The following is a 20,971-nucleotide window of genomic DNA, read 5'->3' as shown; positions in this document are numbered from 1 at the left end:
CTGCGGTGGTCCGTCCCGGGGGATGCTGAGGAGACCATGGACGAGCCGCGTACGACATCCCTTCTGCACCGCCCCGACGGAGCCCCGGTGCGGGTCCTCGTGGTCGACGACGAACCCGACGTCACGGACGTGCTGGCCGGCGTCATGACGGGGGAGGGATGGCAGGTGCGCACCGCCGCGGACGGTGTGACCGCGCTTTCGACAGCCCGCGACTTCCGGCCCGACGCGGTCGTCCTGGACTGGATGCTGCCCGACCTCGACGGACTGCAGGTCCTGCGCGCACTCAGACGCGAGGCACCCCGTGTCTGCGTGCTGTTCCTCACCGCCCGTGACGCGGTCGAGGACCGCATCACGGGGATCACCGCCGGCGGCGACGACTACGTCACCAAGCCCTACAGCCTGGAGGAGGTCCTGGCCCGGCTGCGCGGGTTGCTCCGACGCGCAGGCATGACCGTCGAGCCGGGAGCACAGCGGCTGACGGTGGGGGACCTGACCATGGACGAGGAAGCCAGGGAGGTCGACCGTGGCGGGACCACGGTCGACCTGTCCCGTACCGAGTTCGAGCTCCTGCGCTTCCTCATGAGGAACCCTCGCAGGGTGCTGTCCAAGGACCAGATCCTCGACCGGGTCTGGGCGTACGACTTCGGTGGCCGTGCCCACATCGTCGAGCTCTACATCAGCTACCTGCGCAAGAAGATCGACGCCGGACGTACCCCCATGATCCACACCGTGCGCGGTGTCGGGTACGTCCTCAAGCCGGGCACTCCATGAGGTGGCCGGTGCCACGTACCCTGCGCGCCCAGCTCACCGCAGGTCTTGTCACCCTGCTCGCACTCGCCTGCCTTGCCGTCGGTGTCACCACTGCCCTGGCCCTGAGAGGCTTCCTGATGGGGCGGCTGGACGAACAGCTGTCCGCCTCGGGCGGCAGGTTCGCCGCCAGCCTGGAACACGAGGCCGAGCCCGACGCGGACAACCGTCCCGACACGCGCGGCCAGGCCGAATCGACCTTCGGGGCCCGGCTCCTGAACGGAGTCGTCACCCAGGCCGCCGTCGTGGATGACGCCGGCGACCGATCCATCCGGCTCACTCCCGAGGACCGCAACGCACTGGCGGGGATCCCTGTCGATGGAAACGGATACAGCATCCACCTTTCTGCTGTGGGTGCCTACCGTGCTGTCGCCGTCCACGGTGACGATCAGGACACCTTGATCACCGGCCTGCCCCTGCACCCGGTGGAGGAGACCGTCCACCGCCTCGAAGCGGTCGAAGCCGTGCTGTTCGGCGTGGCTCTCGTGGTCACCGGCATCGCCGGGGCCCTGTGGGTGCGCATCTCGCTGCGCCCTCTTCAACGAGTGACCGCCAGGGCGGCGGAGGTGGCCGGACTGCCTCTGGCCAGTGGCGAGATCGCCATGCCGGGGCCGCTCCAGGACACGGATCCGCGCACCGAGGTCGGTCAGGTCGGCGCCGCCCTCAACCACATGCTCGGCCACGTCGAGGACGCCCTCACCCGCCGCCAGGCCAGTGAGGAACGACTCCGCCACTTCGCCGCCGATGCCAGCCACGAACTGCGCACCCCCGTCGCCAACATCCGCGGCCATGCCGAACTCGCCCTGCGCCATCACGGCCCCGTGCCCGGCGAGGTCCGCCACGCCCTGGAGCGCATCAACGGCGAGTCGCAGCGCATGACACGTCTCGTCGACGACCTGCTCCTCCTCGCCCGCCTGGATGCCGGACGCCCCCTCGAACACCAGCCTGTCGACCTGACGTTGCTCATCCTGAACGCGACGGACGACGCACGCGCCGCCGGCCCCGACCACCGTTGGCGCCTCGATCTCCCCGAGGAGCCGATCACCGTCACCGGCGACGCGCACCGGCTCCAGCAAGCCATCGGCAACCTCCTCGCCAACGCCCGCACGCACACACCACCCGGCACTGAGGTGACGGTCACCGTCGAGGCGACAACGACCGGCGTCTGCGTGAGTGTGAGTGACAACGGGCCGGGTATCCCCGCAGATGTGCAGCCCGAGGTGTTCGGACGCTTCGTCCGCGCCGACCAGGCTCGCTCGCGCAGCACCGGGAGCACAGGTCTGGGGCTGGCCATCGTCCGTGCCGTCATCGGCGCCCACGGCGGAACCGCCACCGTCACCAGCAGGCCCGGGCACACCACTTTCCGCCTGACACTCCCCGGCTGACAGAAGGGAAACTGTCAGCGGGGGAAGCGGCAGCCATCGCCCCGCGGTCATTCCACCCCCGGCCCCCGCCGCCCCTTGAAGTTGATCTTCATGGTGTCCATGTCCGTTGCGGTGGAACGCAGTTCGCCATGCCCGTAGCCGGCCTTCCGCAGCGCCGTCTCCGCGCGGTCCTCGGCGATCGCGGCGGCCATCTCCTCACCGTCCGCGGCGTCCGACACCACCACGTAACGGAAGCTGAAGTGCTTGAGCACGCGGTCGTAGGTCAGCGATCCCTCCTCGCTGAACTGCATTCCGGCCAGACCGTGCTGCTCCACCTCGGCCAGCAGGTGCTCGCGGGCCTGGTCCGTCAGCCCCTCCCACGTGCCGCGCACGATCACTCGGTACGTGTGCTGCGTGCTCATCGTGTCCCGCCGTCCCTGTCGTGTTCCACAAACCGATTGAGGAGCAAGCCTATGGCGCAGAGGATGAGGCGCATGCGGAATATCGTGGTGCTCGACGCCCCGTCCAACCTGGGACTCCGTCCCCCCGCCCCCGGCACCGTACCGGGCTGCTACAAGCTCGCCGGCGCCCTGCGGGAACAACGGATCGTGCAGCGGCTCGGCGCATCCGAGGGCGGGGTCGTCGTGCCGCCCCGCTACGACCGCGGAACGTGGCAGGAGGGCGACGGGGTCTTCAACGCCGCCGCGATCGCCCGGTACACCCGCACTCTCGCCGACCGCGTCGAGCACCATGTGCGGGCCGGTGATTTCCCCCTCGTCCTGGGCGGCGACTGCTCCATCCAGCTCGGTGCCTCGCTCGCCCTGCGCCGGATCGGCCGGTACGGACTGGTGTCGGTGGACGGGTCGGCCGACTTCCGCCATGAGGGCAACGGGGGCGGCGTCGGCGCCGCGGCCGGTGAGGAGCTGGCCATCGCGACGGGCCGGGGGCAGGAGGACCTCGCCGGCCTGGAGGGGCTGCGGCCCTATCTCCGGGACGAGGACGTGCGGGTCCTCGGCATCCGGGACTACGACGAGGACCGCACCGAGCTCGCCGGGCTGAAGATCCCGGTGGCGACGGTTGGCGAGATCCGCGAACAGGGTGCCGCCGGCCTGGCGGGCGGGATCGTGCGGAGCCTGGAGAGCCCGGTCCTCGACGGCTTCTGGGTGCACCTGGACGCCGACGTACTCGACCCGTCCGTCATGCCCGCCGTCGACAGCCCCGACGACGGCGGACTGCTCCCCGGCGAGCTGGGCCCCCTGCTGCGCACACTCGTGGGATCGCCCCGATGCGTCGGCCTCAACGTCACGGTCTACGACCCCGATCTCGACCCGGACGGCACGGCAGGAGCGCTGCTCACCGACCTGGTGGTCGCGGCTTTTGCCGAAGTCTGACGGCCGATCCCCTGGTCCGGGCGGCATCCAGCGTGTTCCATGGTCATCGGGGGGCGCCCGGACCTGCGGCGGCCCGCGCGAGGGAGCGAGGTTGCCTTGGCCACCACCGTACGACGCACCGTACTGACCCTGCCCACGGCGGCGACCGGACCGGAGAATCCGCTGCCCGCCCTGCGGCCCCTGGACGAGATGCACGTCGTCGAGGACCGGGACCGGGCGGGGCTGCCCCGCGACATGGCCCGCCAGATCGGCCACGAACCCCTCGCCACCGTCCTCCCCGTACGGATCCTCGACGGTTACGGACGCGAGCGCACCCCCGCGGACCTCGACGCGATCGTCATCGAGAACGACCAGCTGCGGGTCACCGTGCTCCCCGGCCTCGGCGGGCGCGTCCACTCCCTCTTCCACAAGCCGACCGGCCGCGACCTCGTCTACGCCAACCCCGTGCTGCAGCCCGCCGACTTCGCGCTCAACGGCGCATGGTTCTCCGGCGGCATCGAGTGGAACATCGGCGCGACCGGCCACACCACCCTTTCCTGCGCCCCGGTGCACGCCGCCCGGGTCCCGGCGCCCGACGGCGGCGAGATGGTCCGGCTCTGGGAGTGGGAGCGGCTGCGCGACCTGCCGTTCCAGGTCGATCTGTGGCTGCCGGAGGACTCCGACTTCCTCCACGTCGGCGTACGGATACGCAACCCGCACGAACACCCCGCCCCCGTCTACTGGTGGTCCAACATCGCCGTCCCGGAAGGCGAACGCACCCGGGTGCTGGCGCCCGCCGACGAGGCCTGGCACTTCGGCTACGAACGGACCCTGACCAGGGTCCCGGTCCCCGGGAGCGGTGGGATCGACCGTACGTACCCGCTGCGCAGCGACTTTCCCGCCGACTACTTCTACGAAATACCCGACGGCGCCCGCCGCTGGATCGCCTCGCTCGACGAGCACGGCCAGGGACTCGTCCAGACCTCCACCGACCTGCTGCGCGGCCGCAAACTCTTCCTCTGGGGCAGCGGTCCCGGCGGCCGCCGCTGGCAGGAATGGCTCACCGAACCCGGCACGGTCGGCTACGCCGAAATCCAGGCCGGACTCGCCCGCACCCAGCTGGAGCACGTGCCGCTGGAGCCCGGCGGCGAGTTCAGCTGGCTGGAGTCGTACGGGCCGCTGGCCGCGGACCCCGCCACCGTGCACGGCGGCGACTGGACCGCCGCCCGTGCCGAGACCGAGCAGCGGCTCGCCGAGGCGCTGCCGCGCGCCGACGTGGACGCCGCGTACGACGCCTGGCGCCGCTGCGCCGACACGGAGCCGGGCGAGACCCTCGCCACCGGATCGGGGTGGGGCGCCCTCGAAGTGCGGCGGGCCGGGTACAAGCTGCCCGGCACACCGTTCGCGGAGTCCACGCTCGGTGAGCAGCAGGCACCCTGGCTGGAACTGCTGGAGCAGGGAGCCTTCCCCGAGCCGCGCCGCGTCGCCCCGCCCGGGCCCACCCTCGTCTCCCCGCACTGGCGCGACATGCTGGAGACGGCCTCCGCCGAACCGCTCACCGAGTACCATCTCGGCGTCGCCCAGTGGCACACCGACGACCGTGCCCAGGCGGTCCGCAGCTGGGAGCGTGGACTGGCCCTCGCCCCGTCCCGCTGGCCGCTGTTGCGCTGCCTGGCCGTCGCCGCCCAGGAGAGCGGCCAACGGGACCGGGCGGCCGACCATTACGCGGAGGCGTTCGACGACCTGTGCGCGGAGCGTCGTGACGACGGCGAGGCCTGGACGGCGGCCACCGCGGCCCTCGGCCGGGAGGCGATCGAGGCGCTGCTGGCGGCGGGCCGCACCGCCGCGGCCCGCACGGTGTGGGCCGGCCTGTTCCCGGGCATCCGTCTGCGGGGCCGCTTCCGCCTCCTGGAGGCGCGACTCCTGCTCGCGGAGGGCGAACGGGCAGCTGCCCGGGCCCTGTTCGACGAGGGCTTCGAGGTCGCCGATCTGCGCGAGGGGGCGGAGATCCTGGACGAGGTGTGGGCCGAACTCACCGAACTCAGCGGTGAACCGCTACCGGACGCGTACAACTACCGCATGCGGCCGCGGGGTTGACGGAGCCGGCGGCGGGGACGGTACGCATCGCGGTGGCGATGCGCACCGCGCGCGGCTGAGCGAACGGCTCTCGGACGCGAGCGGTCTCGGAGTCCTGCGGGTCCGTTCCTCCCCGGCCCTGATCGGCCCGACGCGCCCCGTGGGCCGCGGCGGTGGGTTCAGGCGGCCCGGTTGCGGTCGACGTACTCGAAGACCGAGCCGTCCGGGTGCACCGCGATCAGATTGCGGCCGCCCGGGGTGGGCACCGGGCCCGCGATGACGCGGGCGCCCACCCGGGTCAGGGAGGCGTGGGCCTCGTCGACGTCCTTCACCGCGATCGTCGCGGTCACCTTGCGCAGGATCTCCAGCTCGGACTCGGGACCGCTCATCAGCAGGAAGCAGCTGATGGCGGCGACGGACACCCCGCCGCGTTCGAAGCGCAGCGCCGGACTCGCCGTGAGGTCCTCGTAGAAGGCCACCGCGGCCTCCAGGTCGTCGACGCAGATGCGCAGCGTGGTTCCCAGGATTTCCATGCCGAACAGGGTAGTTGGCCGGTCACGGGTGTGTGATCGATTCGGCGGAGGGGGCGGGACGAGCAGGGGTCGCGGCTCAGGACGGCCCCCTGGCGCCGTGGGGGTCAGGCCCGGCAGAGGATCTCGCCGTGCGGGACCATGAACCAGCCGTCCTCCTGCTCGCCCCAGGTGCGCCACGCCCCGGCGATCGCGGTGAGCTCCTCGGGCGTCGCGTGGCCGCCGTCGACCGCCAGCTTCGCGTAGACCGAGCCGACGGTGCGATCCGCCCACAGGCCGCTCCACCAGTCCCGGCTCTCCGGGGTGGCGAAACACCAGGAGGCGGCTGTCGGGGTGATGTCGGTGAAGCCCGCCGCGCGTGCCCAGGAGAGCAGTCGGCGGCCCGCGTCCGGCTCGCCGCCGTTGGCCCGGGCCACCCGGCCGTACAGCTGCTGCCAGGCGTTCATGAGCGGGGACTCGGGGAACCAGCTCATGGCCGCGTAGTCGCTGTCGCGGGCCGCGACGATGCCGCCGGGACGGCAGACCCGCCGCATCTCGCGCAGCGCCTGCACCGGGTCCCCGACGTGCTGGAGTACCTGATGGGCGTGGACCACGTCGAAGGAGTCGTCGGGGAACTGCAGCGCGTGTACGTCGGCGACGGCGAACTCGATGGTGTCGAGGCCCCGTTCGGACGCGGTTTCGGCCGCCTGGCCCAGGATCTCCTGGGTGGTGTCGACTGCCGTCACCCGCCCGGGAGCGACCAGGGCGGCCAGGTCCGCGGTGATGGTGCCGGGACCGCAGCCGACGTCCAGCACGTCCATTTCGGGGCGGAGTTCGCCGATGAGGTAGGCCGCGGAGTTGGCGGCAGTGCGCCAGCGGTGCGAGCGCAGCACCGACTCGTGGTGGCCGTGGGTGTAGACGGCGGTCTCCTTCGGCATGACCGTGCATCCTCTCTCGAACGCGAACCGCGAGACGCGAGCCGCAAAGCGCTGATCGGTACGGCAACCGTATGCCCTGATGCCGAATAATGAGATGGGTATCTTGCGATGTGGACATGCCAGTGCCGTGCGGGCCCATGCGAAAGGGCGGCCGACTCGGCGTCGGCCGCCCTTTCGTTCCCTCTGGCCTAGATCGGTCGCGGGCAGTAGACCGTCAGCGCCTCAGGCAGCTTGTCGATCATCAAGTCGCCGTGACTGTGGGCCACTTCGCCGTCGTACGCGTACGGGGTGCCGGGCTTCAGTCCGGAGATGCGGATCCGCTGGCGCCGCTCCGCCGCGTGAATGGGGGAGCGGGTCAGGGGGCCGGCGACGGCGGCGGCCAGCAGCCGCAGGCCCGGAGACCGGCCGCCGTGCACGACGCGTACGTCCAGCAGTCCGTCCGCGAGATTGTGACGTCGCCCGGGCGCCGGGCCGACGCGCTGGAACAGTCCGTTGCCGACGAACAGCAGCCACAAGGGCCGTCTGCGCCCCTGCAGTTCGGCCTCCAGCGGACGCTCACCGCGCAGCGCCTCGAAGGCTGCGAGGACACCGGCGGGCCAGCCGCCGATCCGCGGGGCCCAGCGCTCGCGGGTCCGCACCAGTTCCGGATAGACGCCCAGGCTGAAGGCGTTGAGGAAGTAGCCGTGCGCACCGCCGGGGCCGTCCGGTCCGGGACGGAAGCGGCCGAGGTCCACCCGGACCGCGCTTCCCGAGCCGAGTGCGGCACATACGTCGGCCACGGTCTCGATGCCCAGGTCGTACGCGAAGTGGTTCAGTGTCCCGCCGGGGAACACGGCGAGCGGCAGGCCGTGCACGGCGGCCACCGCGGCCGCCTGATTGACCGTGCCGTCGCCCCCGCACACCCCCAGTGCCCGGCCGCGCCCGGCCGCCTTCTCCAGCTCGGCCGAGAGCTCCGCCGGAGCGCACTCCACCACTTCCGCGTTCGGCAGGGCGTCCCGGACGAGCGTCGCCGTGGCCGTCGCCGTCCCCGACTCCTGATTGACGACGACGACCAGGTCCTGTCCGTCCGGCAGAGCGGGCGCGTCGGCGGGCGGCCGCCCCGGAGCGGGCAGCTGTCCCCGTGTCGGCACGATGCCGCGCAGGGCGAACGCCGCCCCCACGCCGAGCGCGGCACCGGCCAGCACATCGCTCGGGTAGTGCACGCCGGTGTAGACGCGGGAAGCGGCCACCGACAGGGCGACGGGCGCGACCACCGCCCCCCAGCCCTTGGACTCGAGCGCCACGCCGGTGGCGAACGCGGCGGCCGAAGCGGCGTGCCCCGAAGGGAAGGACGTGGTGATCGGCTGACGCTTCAGCTGCCGTATCACCGGCACGGCGTCCAGTATCGGCCGCTCGCGGCGCACCGCGCCCTTGCCGACCGTGTTGATCGCGGCCGAGGCCACCGCCAGCGACGCGATCCCGCGCAGCGCGGCCCGCCTGGCCCGGGCGCTGCCGCCGAAAGCGGCGATGCCCGCCGCCGCACCGAACCACAGCAGCCCGTGATTGGCGCTGCGGCTGAGCCGCGGCAGCACGGGCCCAGCGGCCGGCCAGTGCCGCTGGGCCAGGTTCTGGAACACGGCCAGGTCGCTCCGCTGCAGAACGCTCCGCAGCCCGATGGAACGCCGCGGATGGGAGGGGATGCTCGGTGAAGACATGGAAAAGCGAATACCCTGCTCGCTCCCGCCGAACCAGCAGGCGCGCCCGGACCGGGCGCGCGGGCCCCTGTGCGGCAGCGTGGCTCGTCCGTCTTTTCCTACGAAACCTGGGCGTAAGCGACACTCCTGTCCCTGTGTTGGGTGCCGCACATCACCTCGTCATTGCCCCGGCAAGTGAGCCACGCTTAGCCTGTGTTCGTGATGCCGGTCACTGACCGGAATGTCGAACACGAGAGGGTGGTGCACGACCATGGGGCGACTCGTCCCCGCGGTGACCCGGGCGCTGGACGTACTCGAACTCTTCCTCCACGGCGACGGTACGCTCTCCGCGCCCGATGTGACCCGCAAGCTGCAGCTCCCGCGCACTACCGTCCATGAGCTGCTGACGACGCTCGCCGCCCGCTCGTACCTGGTCACGATCCCCGACCAGCCGGGCCGCTACCGCCTCGGCGTCCGCACCTACCAGCTCGGCAGCCGGTACGCCGAGCAGCTCGATCTCGCCGCCGAGGGCCAGCAAGTGGCCCGGCAGGTGGCGGAGACCTGCGACGAGACCGTCCACGTGGCGATCCTGGAGGGGACCGACGTCATCTACATCGCCAAGGTGGATTCCACCCACGCCGTCCGGATGGTGTCGGCGGCCGGCCGCAAGCTGCCCGCCCACTGCACGTCGGTCGGCAAGATGCTGCTCGCGGCCCTCCCCGACCGGGAGCTCGACGCCCGCCTCGACGGCCTCGAACTGACCGGGATGACCCCCGACAGCATCACCGACGAAGGAGAGTTGCGAGCGGCCCTCGCCTCCGTGCGGGAACGCGGCATCGCGGTGGAGCACCGGGAGTCCAACCCCGATGTGAGCTGTGTCGCCGCCCCGGTGCGGGACCGGTCCGGCCGGGTCGTCGCAGCCCTCTCCGTCTCCGTCCCCATGATCCGCTGGAGCGAGGAGCGCGAGGCGGAGCTTGCCGCCCTCGCTGTCGAGGGCGCCGAGGCGCTCTCCGGCCGCCTCGGACACCACCGGAGGGAGATGTGAGCCGCTCGCGCCTCGACGTCGCCGTACGGGAGCACGCCGCACTCGGGGAGGGCCCGACCTGGGATCCGGCCGCCGAGCGACTGATCTGGGTCGACATCCTCTCCGCCCGGATCCACACCTATGACCCCGCCGACGGCCGACGGACCGTCATGGCCACCGAACAGCACGTCGGTGCGGCCAAGCCACGGGCCGGCGGCGGCCTCGTCGTCAATCTGCGGGACGGGGTCGGCCTCTACGACGTGGACGGCGCCTTCCGCTGGCTCGTCCACGACGCGGAGCCGGGACGGCGTGGAAACGACGCGGCGGTCGCGCCGGACGGGGCGCTCTGGGCCGGCACCATGCGCTACGACGAATCGGAGGTCGGCGGCAGCCTCACCCGTATCGCCCCCGACGGCACGACCACGAGGGTGCTCCCGAAGGTGGCCTGCAGCAACGGCACCGGATGGAGTCCGGACGGCCGGCTGATGTACTACATCGACACGCCGACCCGCCGGGTCGACGTCTTCGACGTGGACGGCGAACAGGTCACCGGCCGCCGCCCGTTCGCGACCGTGGAGGAGGGCGCGGGTTTCCCCGACGGCCTGACGGTCGACGCGGAGGGGGCCGTCTGGGTCGCCCTGTGGGACGGTGCCGCGGTGCGCCGCTACACCCCCGACGGGCGGCTGGACCGCGTTGTCGAGCTCCCGGTGCGACGACCCACGGCCTGCACCTTCGGCGGCCGCGACCTGCGCGACCTGTACATCTCCACCGCCCGCACCGGACTCGACGCACCGCATCCGCTCTCGGGCTCACTGCTGGTCCTGCCGGACGCCGGCCGGGGCTTGCCCGGAACGGCCTTCGCGGGCTGAGGCGCCGGAGGAGGCCGGGCGGGTCCGGGTCACGGGCCCGCCCGGCGTCGGATCATCGCGCCGGAAAGCGCCGCAGGGTGCCCGGCAGCCGGGAGCCCAGCGGAGACATGTTCCCGTCGGCGCCGTGCCGGGCCAGCAGATCCAGGACCAGCCGGCCGCGCCGGACCCGCTCGCGCGCCGTCTCCAGGGCGACATCGCGCAGATGGGCGCCGTACGGGTAGATGCCGGGCGCCTTGGACAGGCCGAACTTGAGGTAGAGCGGGGCGCCGCGACGGATCAGCTCCGCCGCCTCGTACATCCGCACATATCCGCCGAGGTCGTCCGGAGCCTCGATGTACAGGTCCATCGGAGCGGCCGAAGCCCGCCGGATCTCGGTGAAATGGGCGAGCGTCAGGTCGGACGGGATGTTGATGGAGTCCGCCCCGAGCTGCTCGTACACGGCGAAGGAGGCCGGGTTCACCGGACCGACCAGGGCCGACACCTTGAACGTCGTGTCGGCGGGCAGTACGCCCTGCTCACGCAGCCGGTGCAAGGTCCACAGCACCCCCTCGTCCGCCACCAGCAGGCACTTCACACCCAGCGAGGAGGCCCTCAGGGCGTCCTCGACGCACCCGGCCAGGGCGTCGTGGCCACGGGCGCGCAGTCCGGCCCCGCCCGAATCGGTACGGAACGAGGCCCCGGTGTCCCAGCTGCCGCGCGGTCCGGTGAACAGGCAGAGTTCGATGCCGCGCTCGGCGCAACCCTCGACCATGTCGGTGATCTCGGTGTCACTGAGCATCCAGACGCCGCTGCCCTGGCTGATCCGGTGGACGGGGACATCGAGCCGCGCGCTCTCCTTCAGTACGACGGACAGTGCCTCGGGGCCCTCCACGGACGGGATCTCGGTCCGCCACGTTCCGCCGTCGGGAAAGGAGTGCGGGGACGCGTCGGCCGGGTCTGCGGCGGGGGCGCCGAGCCCGAGCGCGGTGAGCGCGGGCTCGCCCGGGCGCCGGACGCCGGTACGGGGTCCGGACGGGGCGGGGGATGCGGAGGTCATGAGCGGCCTTTCGTGTTCGGTGGGTCGGACGGGGTTCGGGTGAAGAGGCGACGGCCGGGGCGGCGGGGCGTCCTGTCCCCTGCGGCCCGGCCTGATCCGGACGAAAGGCCCTAAGGGCGCATCAGCACCTTGCCCGTCCCGGAGTCGCCGCCACCGACCAGCGCCACGGCTTCCGCGAATCGTTCCAGCGGGAACTCGTGCGTGATCAGTGCCCCCGGATCGAGCAGCCCCGCGGTGAACGCCCGCACCGCGTACGACCAGGACGCGGAGGACGCCCCGAACACGCTGCGCACCGTCAGCTGGCTGAGTGACAGGTGCACCGGGTCGATGCCGACGGCCCCCGGCGCGAACATCCCCGTGAGCACGACCCGGCCGCCGCGCCGCGCGAGCAGGCAGGCGTCGGCGGCGGTGGTCGCGGCCCCGGCCGTCTCCACCACCAGGTCGTACCGGCCGCCCACCTCCGCGGCCTCCTTGGGCGCCAGCGCCTCGCTCGCCCCGAAGAGCAGTGCCTGGCGGGCCCGTTCGTCCCGCGGGTCGATCACCGTCAGCTTTCCGGGGGACACCGCGGCGAGCAACTGGACCGCGAGCAGCCCGAGCGTTCCGGCGCCCACGACCGCGATCCTCTCGCCCGGCTCCGGTGACCCGGCCCGCACCGCCGCGGCGACCACGGCCGCGGGCTCCAGCAGTGCGGCGGCGCGCAGGTCGGCGTCGTCGGCCAACGGGTGCAACAGCCGTGCGGGCACCACGACATGGTCGGCGAACGCCCCGGGCCGGGTGAAGCCCGTCTCGTCGTACCCCGAGGTGCACAGCGACGTCTCGCCGCTCCGGCACCGCTCGCAGCTCCCGCAGGAACGGAATCCCTCGGCCACCGTGCGACGGCCGGTCAGGGCGGGATCGACGCCCGCCCCCACGGCCTCGACGGTCCCCGACCATTCATGGCCGGGCACCACCGGGTAGCGGACATAGCCCGCATCGCGGTGGCCGTCGTACACCTCCCGGTCGCTCATGCAGATCCCGGCCGCGGCCACCCGCACGCGGACCTCGCCCGGGCCGGGCTCCACGACCGGGCCGACCGTCAGCCGGTGCGCGCCCGGCCGGTCGATCCTGATCGCCCGCGAGCGGGCGGCTTCCTCGCTCACTTGGGCTGCCTCTTCTCCCAGCCGTCGGCCCACAGGTCGAACCGGGCCTGCTGCTGCGGGAATTCGGCGGCCGCGTCCACATCGAGCTCCACACCCAGACCCGGGGCGTCCGAGAGCTCGAAACAGCCGGTCTCGGGGTCGACCTGCGGGGCACCGCGTACGACCTTCTTGATGTCGGCGTCCGCGAAGTCATTGAAGTGTTCAAGGATCTTGAAGTTGGGTGTGCAGCCCGCGACCTGGAGGCTGGCCGCCGTCAGCACCGAGCCGCCGACGTTGTGCGGGGCGATCAGCATGTAGTGGGTCTCGGCCGTCGCGGCGAGTTTGCGGGTCTCCAGGATGCCGCCGATGTGGCCGACGTCCGGCTGGATGATGTCGACGGCCTGCGACTCGAAGAGCTCGCGGAACTCGATGCGGTCGTGGATGCGCTCACCGGTCGCGATCGGCATGTCGACCTTGCCCGCCACCTTGGCGAGCGCCTTGAGGTTCTCCGGGGGCACCGGCTCCTCCAGCCAGGCCGGCCGGAACGGCGCCATCTCGTGGGCGATCCGCACCGCCGTCGAGGGGCTGAAGCGCCCGTGCATCTCCAGCATCAGTTCCGTGTCCGGGCCGATGGCGTCCCTGACCGCCTCGATGAGTGACACCGAATACCGGGTCTCCTCCTGGCCCAGCTCGAAGTGGCCCGTCCCGAACGGGTCGATCTTCAGCGCCCGGTAGCCGCGCGCGACGACTGCCGACGCGGCCTTGTGGTAGGCCTCCGGAGTCCGCTCGGTGGTGTACCAGCCGTTGGCGTACGCCTTGACCCGGTCGGTGACCTTCCCGCCGAGCAACTGCCAGACGGGGACGCCGAGCGCCTTGCCCTTGATGTCCCAGCAGGCCATCTCGACGACAGCGATGCCGGACATCACGATCTCGCCGGCCCGCCCGTAGTCGCCGTACTTCATCCGGCCTACCAGGTCCTCCACGGCGAAGGGGTCCGAACCGGCGATGTGATTGGCTTCCGCTTCACGCAGATAGCCGATGAGCGCGTCGGTGCGGCCGAGCATGCGGGTCTCGCCCACGCCGGTGAGACCTTCGTCGGTATGGACCTGCACATAGGTGAGGTTGCGCCAGGGTGTTCCGACCACATGTGTGCTGATTCCGGTGATACGCACGGGAGTTGCCCCTCGACTTGTTCGATATTTCGGCACTCGTTCGAAATCCTGGCGTGACCGTAATAACGTGGCGGGGCGAGTGTCAATGGGGCTGTCGTGGTGTGGTGCGGTTCCCTGACTGCCGGGCACCCCTGACGGGGCCGTGCTACCGCCGCCCGAACGGCTTCGCGGTAGCGCAGGCGCCTCGCTCCATTCCCTCGTATAAAGGGGCGGACACGGCCCGTGCGACGGCCGGGGTGACCGAGCGGCGGCGAAGGAGGCCCGGATGGGCCGGGAGCGGACCGGACGTCAGGGGCGCGGCGCGCCCGGGGTCCGGGAGGACCGCGGCCCCGTACGGTACGGACCGCCCGCGCCGGACCCCGGACTGCCGGTCCTGCCCGAGCTGGCCGAGGTGCTGGGGGCCGCGGCGGGCGGCGGCGAACCCGAACCGGCCGGCGGCTCGGCGGGCCTGCGCGAGGCGGCCCGCGCCTACTGGGACCGGCGCGGACTGCGCGGCGGACCGGAACACATCGCCGCGGCGCCGGGCGCCTCCCCGCTGATCCTCGCCCTGATCGCCGCCCACGGCGGCGACGTGCTGATGCCGCGCCCCTGCCCCGCCTCCTGGATCCCGCAGGCCCGGCTGCTGGGCAGGCCCGCCTACCACGTGCCGACCCCCGCCGAATGCGGCGGTGTGCCCGACCCGTACGCCCTGCTGGAGACCGTGCGCCGGGTCCGTGCCGAGGGAGGCAGGCCGCGGCTGCTGCTGATCTCCGTCGTCGACGACCCCACTGCCACGGTCGCCCCGCCGGAACTGGTGCGTGAGGCGTGCGAGGCGGCCGTCGCCGAGGGACTGCACATCATCAGCGACGAGACGTGGCGCGACACCCTGCACCGGCCGCACGACACGGTGCTGCTCAGCCCGGCCGAGATGTGCCCCGACGACGTGACCGTCGTCTCCGACCTGGCGGGCGCGCTCACCCCGTCCGCCTGGCCGGTCGCGGTCGCCCGGTTCCCGGACACCAGGCGGTCGGCGGTGCGCCACGCCCGCACCCTCGACATCCTCACCGCGCTCGGCGCCCTCGTCGCCGGCCCGGTCGCGGCGGCGGCCGCGCACGCGCTGCGCGAACCGGACGCCGTCACCGAACGCGTGCGCCGGGCCGCCGCGCTCCAGGCCCGGGTCGCCGCGGCGGCCCACCGGGCGGTCCTCGCCTCCGGCGCGCTGGCCAGGCCCCCGCAGGCGGGCCGTCACCTGTACGCGGACCTCGGCCCCCTCCGCTCCCGCCTGGTCGCCCGTGGGGTCACGGACTCGCTGGAACTGGAGGAGTACCTGACGGACCGGCTGGGCGCACCGGTCCCCGGCGGCCACCGCTTCGGGGACGAACTGGGCGCGTTGCGGGTACGGCTGGGCACCGGACCCCTGCTCGGGGCGAACCCGCGGCAGCAGACGGAGTCCCTGGCCGCGGCTGAGCCCCTCGAATTGCCGCATGTCGCGGCAGCCCTGAGCATGTTCCGAGCAGCCCTCGACGAACTCCGCTGACGCGCTGCGCCGACGCACTCCGAGACGGGAGTCCCTCGATGACGGAACAGACGGAGCGCTCCCTCGCCCGGCGCCCGCGGCGTGTCTCCTGCGGTGAGGTGGTCGCCCCTCGCCCGCTCGGAGAGGTGCGGTCCTGGCCCGGCAGCTTCGCCGACCGGCTCACCGCGCCCCTGCCCGGTGTCATGGGTATGTCCCGGCTGGCCCGGGAACACTCCATCCGGCCCAACGCCGAGGGACTGCGCGGCATCCACCGGCTTCCGTACGCCCCCGGGCCGCTTCCCGCCGCTCCGGCCGGAACCACCTGCGTCACCTGGGCCGGACACGCCAGCTGGATCATCCGTACCGGCGGACTGACCGTGCTCGCCGACCCCGTCTGGTCCCGCCGCATCCTCGGCACCCCGGCCCGGATCACCCCCGTCGGGGTCCGCTGGGAGGACCTGCCGAGGGTCGACGCCGTCGTCATCAGCCACAACCACTACGACCACCTCGACGCACCGACCCTGCGCCGGCTGCCCCGGCACACCCCCCTGTTCGTCCCGGCCGGGCTGGGCCGCTGGTGCCGTCGCCGCGGCTTCGGCTGCGTCACCGAGCTCGACTGGTGGGAGTCGGCGGAACTGGACGGCGTCCGCTTCGACTTCGTGCCCTCGCACCACTGGTCCAAGCGCACCCTCACCGACACCTGCCGCTCACTCTGGGGCGGCTGGGTGATCGAGGACACCGCCGGGCCGGGCCGCGGGCAGCGGATCTACTTCGCCGGGGACACCGGTTACGGCCACTGGTTCACGGAGATCGGCCGCCGACACCCCGGCATCGACCTCGCCCTGCTGCCGATCGGGGCGTACGAACCGCGCTGGTGGCTCGCGGACGTCCACGCCGACCCGGAGGAGGCCGTACAGGCGTACGAGGATCTCGGCGCACGCGCCATGGCGCCCATGCACTGGGCGACCTTCCTCCTCTCCGCGGAGCCCGTACTCGAACCGCTCACCCGGCTGCGCACCGCGTGGCGGCGGGCCGGCCATCCGCGTGAGCGGCTCTGGGACCTGCCGATCGGCGGCTCACGCATCCTCGACACGACGAGCGAACCGCGTACGGTCAGCGGCTGACCCGGGCCCCTGCGGTCACCGGCCGGTCCACGCCCGCAGCCTGTGCCACACCGCCGGGGCCCCGCTGATCAGCAGCGTCAGGCCCACCGCCGCCACCACGCCCTGCCAGGGCTCCGGGAACAGCGAGCCGCCGAGGATCCCGATCAGCTGGTACGTGGCGGCCCAGGCCAGACACGCCGGCACATCACCCCGGGCGAACCGCCTGAGCGGCATCCGGCCCAGCAGACACGCCAGCATCACCGGGATCCGCCCCGCCGGCACCAGCCGGGACAGCACCAGCACCGTCGCCCCGTGCTCGTCGAGCTTCTGCTGAGCCTGCGCGAGCCGCTCCGGCGCGGCCCGGTCACTGATCGCCCGCAGCCACTTGGAACCGTTCTTCGACCGCACCCCGCGCTGCCCCAGCCAGTACAGGCAGACGTCTCCGAGGAACGCCGCCGACGACGCCACGGCGAACACGATCAACAGCGCGAACGGCGACGACTGATGGAACGCCACCACGGCCGCCGAACTCACCAGGGCGCCCGTCGGCACCACCGGCACCAGGGCACCGAGCGCCACCAGAAGGAACAGCGAGGGGTAGCCGACGGCCTGCTGCGTCGACTCCGTGGGCACCTGCGTCGCCTGCCTCAGGAACTCGTGTATCACCCGGTGGCCCCCGGCCGCACGTGCTCGCCGTGCTCCAGCCGGTGCACCGCCACCTGAGGCGCCCTCAGAGCCGCCTGGCGGACGAACTCGTCACCCGGTGAGTGGAACTCGTGCGGGCGGATCCCGTCCATCCCGATGGGCCAGTACGTGCCGTAGTGCACCGGCACGGCCGCCCGCGGCGCGATCCGGGCCAGCGCCTCGGCGGCGCGTGTCGCGTCGAGATGGCTGTGGCCCAGATACGGCCCCCAGCCGCCGACCGGCAGCAGGGCCACGTCCACCGGACCGACCGCTTCCGCCATGTCGTCGAAGAGCCCGGTGTCCCCGGCGAAGTACGTGCGCGCCTCGCCCTCCACGACGTAACCGAGGGCGGGGGAGCGGTGCGGTCCGAACGGGAGGCGCCGCCCGTCGTGCAGCGCCGGCACGGCCCTGACGCGTACCGTGCCCACGCCCACCTCGTCGCCCGCCGCCACCTCGGTGATGCGCAGCCCGCGCATCCTGCGCAGCACGCGCAGCCCCGGAACCGCGCGGACCGCCCCCAGCGGGACGATCAGCCGGGCGCCGGGGGCGATGCGGGCCAGGGACGGCAGATGCAGATGGTCGGAGTGCAGATGCGAGATCAGGACGACATCGGCGACCGCGGCATCCGGGCCGGGCAGCTCACCGCGGCGCCGGCGCAGATGCGCGAAGCGCCGTACGAAAAGGGGGTCCGTCAGGACCCGCACACCGGAGTCCTCGATCGTGCAGGTGGCATGACCCCACCAGGTGACTTCCACCGGCACGTGCAGCCTCCCGTTCTCCGGACCTGCCGTCGAGCCTACGGGGCGGACGGCACCGCGGTGCCTGCCGGGGGACCGGTGATCGGGCGGCCGCGCCCCGGCCCGCATGCTTCGCGCGTGGCCGGAATACCCGAGCGGCTCCGCCGGCAGGACGGCCCGGCGTCCCGCAATCGCAGGCACCGGGCCGCGTCGGCATACCGCTCGCCGGTCACCGGCAGCCTCTCGGCCTTGGGCCCGGCGCGTGCACCTGCGCTCGTGCGCCCCCCTACCGCCCTGACGTGCGCCTTCTGGCAGGGGAATCCGGCCGGTAGGGTCGGGGAACACCTAGCACGGGGGATGGTCATGGGGGACGTACGGGTGGCGGCCATCGCCAGTCTCACGCCGCTGGAGGAACTCGACAGCGATCCGTTCCTCGTGGACACCCGAAGCCAGCACGCCATGTGCGCCCGATGGGCAGCCGACCAGGGCTACGTCGTCACCCGGCAGCTGCGCCTCTACGGACTGCGCCCCGACCACCAGGCGCTGTGGGCCGACATCGAGGGCGGCGAGGTCGAACTCTTCGTCGCCCCCACCGACCGGGTGCTCGCCCGGGCCGTCGCCTCGGTGCCGCAGTTCGCCGCGGAGTGCGAGCGGCGCGGCGTACGCCTGGAGATCGCCGATCTCGACGAACCGCAGTACAGCTCCGGTACGAAAGCCAGCGTGCACCGCAGACTCTCCATGCCGACCGCCGGCTACGACGGCTGCTGAGCCCCCGGGACGCCCACCCCGCACAGGGGGCCACGGCGAGCGGTATTCGCTGTGAAAGGCTGGGGCAGGGCCCGGAACGGCGGGACCCGGACGTGAGGTGGCAGCGGCGTGGGTGACGGGCGATGGCGATCAGCCGGAAGCGCCCTGATGCGAGTGATCGTGGTGTGGGCGGTCTCGACGCTCACCATGCTGGCGCTCGCCGGGATTCTGCCGGACTTCCAGCTCCAGTCGGACGACGGCGACAGCGTGACCAAGACCGCGTTCACCGCGGCCTGGGGCGCCGGGGCGTTCGGTCTTCTCTCGGCGCTGGTCTGGCCCGTGCTCGTACGCGCTCTGCTCATCGTGCCGGCCCTCGTCCTCGGCATGCTGGTCTTCTTCCTCAACGGCTCGCTGCTCCTGATCGCGCTGCGCCTCATCCCGGACGGCAGGGGCGCCGCCGCCCCGGAGACGGCCGTCGTCGTCGCGGCCGTCATGTCCGCCGTCGCCTCCGCGACCTCCACGGCGCTCGCCGTCCGTGACGACAACGCGTACACCCGCAGGCTCTCGCGCCTGGCCGAACGGCGCCGCCGGCGCAGCGGCACGGGCGGGGCAGACGGCGAGGGGCCGCCCGGCACCGTCTTCATACAGCTCGACGGCGTCGGTCACGACGTCCTCGCCCAGGCCGCCGCGGAAGGCCTCATGCCGACCGTCGCGCACTGGCTGGCCGACACCGAGGGACACCGGCTCACCCCGTGGCGCACCGACTGGTCCAGCCAGACCGGTGCCAGCCAGCTCGGCATCCTGCACGGCAGCAACCACGACGTCCCCGCCTTCCGCTGGTACGAGAAGGAGACCGGCGACATCATGGTCTCCAGCAGACCGGCGAGCGCCCTCGAACTACAGCGCCGCGCCATCGTGCGCACCCACGACGGCGGACTGCTGACCCTCGACGGGGCCAGCCGCGGCAATCTCTTCAGCGGCGGCGCCGACCAGCTCGCCCTCGTCCTGTCGATGGCCGCCCGGCGCGGCAAGGGCCGACGCTCCAGGGCCGGATACTTCGCCTACTTCTCCGACCCCGCCAACGCCGTCCGCACCGCGCTCTCCTTCGTCGCCGAGGTCGGCCGCGAGATCGGGCAGTCGACCCGGGCCCGGATCCGCAAGCAGACGCCCCGGATCAAGCGCGGCGGGCTCTACCCCTTCATCCGGGCCTTCGCGACCGTCGTCGAACGCGATGTGGTGGTCGCCGCCGTCATAGGGGACATGTTCGCCGGACGGACCGCCGTCTACGCCGACCTCGTCGCGTACGACGAGGTGGCCCACCACTCGGGGCCGCGCAGCCGGGACGCCGAGAAGGTCCTTGCCCGGCTGGACCGCTCGCTCGCCCTGATCGTCAAGGTCGCCGAACACACCCCGCGGACCTACCGCGTCGTGCTCCTGTCCGACCACGGACAGAGCCCGGGCGAGACCTTCTCGGGGGCGTACGGCCTGACGCTCAAGGATCTGGTGCGGGCGGGCAGCGGGCTGCCGGTGCCCCGCAGGGCCCAGCGCACCCGGAGCGGCTCCGAGGCGCGCGACGCGGTCCGGATCGCGCTCCACCGCCCGGTCGCCGAAGGCGAGAAGAAGCAGGTGGCGAAGGCCTCCGACCCGGTCGTCCTCGCGTCCGGCAACCTCGGCCTCATCTCCTTCCCCGACATCGACGGCCGAGCCTCGCAGGAGCAACTCGACCGTCGGCACCCGGCGCTGCTCAGCACGCTCGCCAACCACCCCGGCATCGGATTCCTGCTCGTCCGCAGCGAGAGCGACGGATCGGTGGTGCTGGGACGCGGCGGCGCACGGGTTCCCGTGGCGGAACTGAAGGACGGGCAGGGCCCGCTGGCCCCCTTCGGCCCGGGCGCGGCCGACGCCGTCCGGCGCACCGACACCTTCCCGCACGTGGCCGATGTGATGGTCAACTCGATGCACGACCCGGGGACCGGCAGCGTGCACGCCTTCGAGGAGCAGATCGGCTCCCACGGCGGCCTGGGCGGCGAGCAGTCCCGGCCGTTCCTGCTGTGGCCGCGCGGCCTGTCCGACCCGCTGGACGCCGCGGTGGCCGAGGGCGGCGAGCGGCCGGCCGAACTGGTCGGCGCGGAAGCCGTGCACCGGGTCCTGAGGAGCTGGCTGCGCGAGGCCTCGGGACCGCAGGTGCCGGTGCGGAGCGAATGACGTCACCCGGCTGCCGGCCAGCATCAATGTCAGTGGTGGACGGC

19 protein-coding genes are annotated in these 20,971 nt (G+C 72.7%); 10 read left to right on the top strand and 9 right to left on the bottom strand.

Translation table 11 applies throughout. From position 1 onward, the window contains the following. Positions 1 to 36: 36 nt before the first annotated feature. Both OG538_RS04295 and OG538_RS04290 read left to right on the top strand, forming a co-directional pair. Positions 37 to 771: a response regulator transcription factor gene (locus OG538_RS04295; RefSeq protein WP_406090287.1), complete on the top strand. Its 735-nt coding sequence runs from the start codon at positions 37 to 39 to the stop codon at positions 769 to 771. Further along, the gene (locus OG538_RS04290; protein ID WP_406090286.1) at positions 768 to 2,192 is read left to right on the top strand and encodes a sensor histidine kinase; all 1,425 of its coding nucleotides are present in this window, start codon (positions 768 to 770) and stop codon (positions 2,190 to 2,192) included. Before OG538_RS04295 ends, OG538_RS04290 begins: the two co-directional genes overlap by 4 nt. A 47-nt stretch (positions 2,193 to 2,239) precedes the next feature. Here OG538_RS04290 and OG538_RS04285 read toward each other — a convergent pair whose 3' ends face one another. Continuing rightward, the gene (locus tag OG538_RS04285; protein WP_406090284.1) at positions 2,240 to 2,593 is read right to left on the bottom strand and encodes a DUF6204 family protein; all 354 of its coding nucleotides are present in this window, start codon (positions 2,591 to 2,593) and stop codon (positions 2,240 to 2,242) included. Positions 2,594 to 2,665: 72 nt separating this feature from the next. Here OG538_RS04285 and OG538_RS04280 point away from each other — a divergent pair, with 72 nt between their 5' ends. After that, complete coding sequence (locus OG538_RS04280; RefSeq protein ID WP_406090282.1) at positions 2,666 to 3,562, top strand: arginase family protein; 897 nt, start codon at positions 2,666 to 2,668, stop codon at positions 3,560 to 3,562. 96 nt (positions 3,563 to 3,658) lie between these two features. Next, positions 3,659 to 5,638, top strand: coding sequence for a DUF5107 domain-containing protein (locus OG538_RS04275; protein WP_406090281.1), 1,980 nt, complete (start codon positions 3,659 to 3,661; stop codon positions 5,636 to 5,638). Positions 5,639 to 5,796: 158 nt separating this feature from the next. Here the strand turns inward: OG538_RS04275 and OG538_RS04270 are convergent, their stop codons facing one another. The 3 genes from OG538_RS04270 to OG538_RS04260 form a co-directional block, all read right to left on the bottom strand. Continuing rightward, the gene (locus OG538_RS04270; RefSeq protein ID WP_406090279.1) at positions 5,797 to 6,150 is read right to left on the bottom strand and encodes a VOC family protein; all 354 of its coding nucleotides are present in this window, start codon (positions 6,148 to 6,150) and stop codon (positions 5,797 to 5,799) included. Between the two features lie 104 nt (positions 6,151 to 6,254). Beyond that, complete coding sequence (locus tag OG538_RS04265; RefSeq protein WP_406090277.1) at positions 6,255 to 7,064, bottom strand: class I SAM-dependent methyltransferase; 810 nt, start codon at positions 7,062 to 7,064, stop codon at positions 6,255 to 6,257. A gap of 188 nt (positions 7,065 to 7,252) precedes the next feature. Further along, complete coding sequence (locus OG538_RS04260; protein WP_406090275.1) at positions 7,253 to 8,758, bottom strand: bifunctional phosphatase PAP2/diacylglycerol kinase family protein; 1,506 nt, start codon at positions 8,756 to 8,758, stop codon at positions 7,253 to 7,255. A 250-nt stretch (positions 8,759 to 9,008) separates the two neighbouring features. On the opposite strand from OG538_RS04260, the gene OG538_RS04255 reads away from it, so the two are divergent. Then, positions 9,009 to 9,782, top strand: coding sequence for an IclR family transcriptional regulator (locus tag OG538_RS04255; RefSeq protein WP_406090273.1), 774 nt, complete (start codon positions 9,009 to 9,011; stop codon positions 9,780 to 9,782). Beyond that, complete coding sequence (locus OG538_RS04250) at positions 9,779 to 10,630, top strand: SMP-30/gluconolactonase/LRE family protein (protein ID WP_406090271.1); 852 nt, start codon at positions 9,779 to 9,781, stop codon at positions 10,628 to 10,630. The genes OG538_RS04255 and OG538_RS04250 overlap by 4 nt, the downstream gene beginning before the upstream one ends. 52 nt (positions 10,631 to 10,682) lie before the next feature. On the opposite strand, the gene OG538_RS04245 is transcribed toward OG538_RS04250, so the two are convergent. The 3 genes from OG538_RS04245 to OG538_RS04235 all read right to left on the bottom strand — a co-directional run bounded on the left by OG538_RS04245 (position 10,683) and on the right by OG538_RS04235 (position 13,956). After that, a complete protein-coding gene (locus tag OG538_RS04245; RefSeq protein ID WP_406090269.1) occupies positions 10,683 to 11,666 on the bottom strand; it encodes a hypothetical protein in 984 nt (327 codons plus the stop codon). A 110-nt stretch (positions 11,667 to 11,776) separates the two neighbouring features. Continuing rightward, positions 11,777 to 12,805 (bottom strand): zinc-binding dehydrogenase, encoded by a 1,029-nt coding sequence (locus OG538_RS04240; protein ID WP_406090267.1) that lies wholly within the window; start codon positions 12,803 to 12,805, stop codon positions 11,777 to 11,779. Then, positions 12,802 to 13,956 (bottom strand): mandelate racemase/muconate lactonizing enzyme family protein, encoded by a 1,155-nt coding sequence (locus OG538_RS04235; protein WP_406090265.1) that lies wholly within the window; start codon positions 13,954 to 13,956, stop codon positions 12,802 to 12,804. Before OG538_RS04235 ends, OG538_RS04240 begins: the two co-directional genes overlap by 4 nt. Before the next feature lie 265 nt (positions 13,957 to 14,221). On the opposite strand from OG538_RS04235, the gene OG538_RS04230 reads away from it, so the two are divergent. Then, complete coding sequence (locus OG538_RS04230) at positions 14,222 to 15,472, top strand: aminotransferase class I/II-fold pyridoxal phosphate-dependent enzyme (protein ID WP_406090263.1); 1,251 nt, start codon at positions 14,222 to 14,224, stop codon at positions 15,470 to 15,472. 38 nt (positions 15,473 to 15,510) lie between these two features. Beyond that, positions 15,511 to 16,575 (top strand): MBL fold metallo-hydrolase, encoded by a 1,065-nt coding sequence (locus OG538_RS04225; protein WP_406090261.1) that lies wholly within the window; start codon positions 15,511 to 15,513, stop codon positions 16,573 to 16,575. 15 nt (positions 16,576 to 16,590) lie between these two features. Here OG538_RS04225 and OG538_RS04220 read toward each other — a convergent pair whose 3' ends face one another. Beyond that, positions 16,591 to 17,217 (bottom strand): DedA family protein, encoded by a 627-nt coding sequence (locus tag OG538_RS04220; protein ID WP_406099977.1) that lies wholly within the window; start codon positions 17,215 to 17,217, stop codon positions 16,591 to 16,593. Beyond that, positions 17,217 to 17,999: an MBL fold metallo-hydrolase gene (locus OG538_RS04215; RefSeq protein ID WP_406090259.1), complete on the bottom strand. Its 783-nt coding sequence runs from the start codon at positions 17,997 to 17,999 to the stop codon at positions 17,217 to 17,219. Before OG538_RS04215 ends, OG538_RS04220 begins: the two co-directional genes overlap by 1 nt. A gap of 339 nt (positions 18,000 to 18,338) precedes the next feature. On the opposite strand from OG538_RS04215, the gene OG538_RS04210 reads away from it, so the two are divergent. Beyond that, positions 18,339 to 18,743 (top strand): hypothetical protein, encoded by a 405-nt coding sequence (locus OG538_RS04210; protein WP_406090257.1) that lies wholly within the window; start codon positions 18,339 to 18,341, stop codon positions 18,741 to 18,743. 108 nt (positions 18,744 to 18,851) lie between these two features. After that, complete coding sequence (locus tag OG538_RS04205; protein WP_406090255.1) at positions 18,852 to 20,927, top strand: alkaline phosphatase family protein; 2,076 nt, start codon at positions 18,852 to 18,854, stop codon at positions 20,925 to 20,927. The last annotated feature ends 44 nt before the right edge of the window (positions 20,928 to 20,971 follow it).

The sequence above is a fragment of the Streptomyces sp. NBC_01013 genome (genome assembly GCF_045162765.1).
Taxonomy (GTDB): domain Bacteria; phylum Actinomycetota; class Actinomycetes; order Streptomycetales; family Streptomycetaceae; genus Streptomyces.
This window is presented reverse-complemented; position numbering and strand designations above follow the sequence as displayed.

What these genes read in the sequence shown, in the direction of transcription:
- OG538_RS04270 (WP_406090279.1), bottom strand. Translation starts at nt 6,150, where the DNA reads ATGGAAATCCTGGGAACCACGCTGCGCATCTGCGTCGACGACCTGGAG.
- OG538_RS04285 (WP_406090284.1), bottom strand. Translation starts at nt 2,593, where the DNA reads ATGAGCACGCAGCACACGTACCGAGTGATCGTGCGCGGCACGTGGGAG.
- OG538_RS04230 (WP_406090263.1), top strand. Translation starts at nt 14,222, where the DNA reads ATGGGCCGGGAGCGGACCGGACGTCAGGGGCGCGGCGCGCCCGGGGTC.
- OG538_RS04260 (WP_406090275.1), bottom strand. Translation starts at nt 8,758, where the DNA reads ATGTCTTCACCGAGCATCCCCTCCCATCCGCGGCGTTCCATCGGGCTG.
- OG538_RS04245 (WP_406090269.1), bottom strand. Translation starts at nt 11,666, where the DNA reads ATGACCTCCGCATCCCCCGCCCCGTCCGGACCCCGTACCGGCGTCCGG.
- OG538_RS04295 (WP_406090287.1), top strand. Translation starts at nt 37, where the DNA reads ATGGACGAGCCGCGTACGACATCCCTTCTGCACCGCCCCGACGGAGCC.
- OG538_RS04265 (WP_406090277.1), bottom strand. Translation starts at nt 7,064, where the DNA reads ATGCCGAAGGAGACCGCCGTCTACACCCACGGCCACCACGAGTCGGTG.
- OG538_RS04210 (WP_406090257.1), top strand. Translation starts at nt 18,339, where the DNA reads ATGGGGGACGTACGGGTGGCGGCCATCGCCAGTCTCACGCCGCTGGAG.
- OG538_RS04290 (WP_406090286.1), top strand. Translation starts at nt 768, where the DNA reads ATGAGGTGGCCGGTGCCACGTACCCTGCGCGCCCAGCTCACCGCAGGT.
- OG538_RS04225 (WP_406090261.1), top strand. Translation starts at nt 15,511, where the DNA reads ATGACGGAACAGACGGAGCGCTCCCTCGCCCGGCGCCCGCGGCGTGTC.
- OG538_RS04280 (WP_406090282.1), top strand. Translation starts at nt 2,666, where the DNA reads ATGCGGAATATCGTGGTGCTCGACGCCCCGTCCAACCTGGGACTCCGT.
- OG538_RS04255 (WP_406090273.1), top strand. Translation starts at nt 9,009, where the DNA reads ATGGGGCGACTCGTCCCCGCGGTGACCCGGGCGCTGGACGTACTCGAA.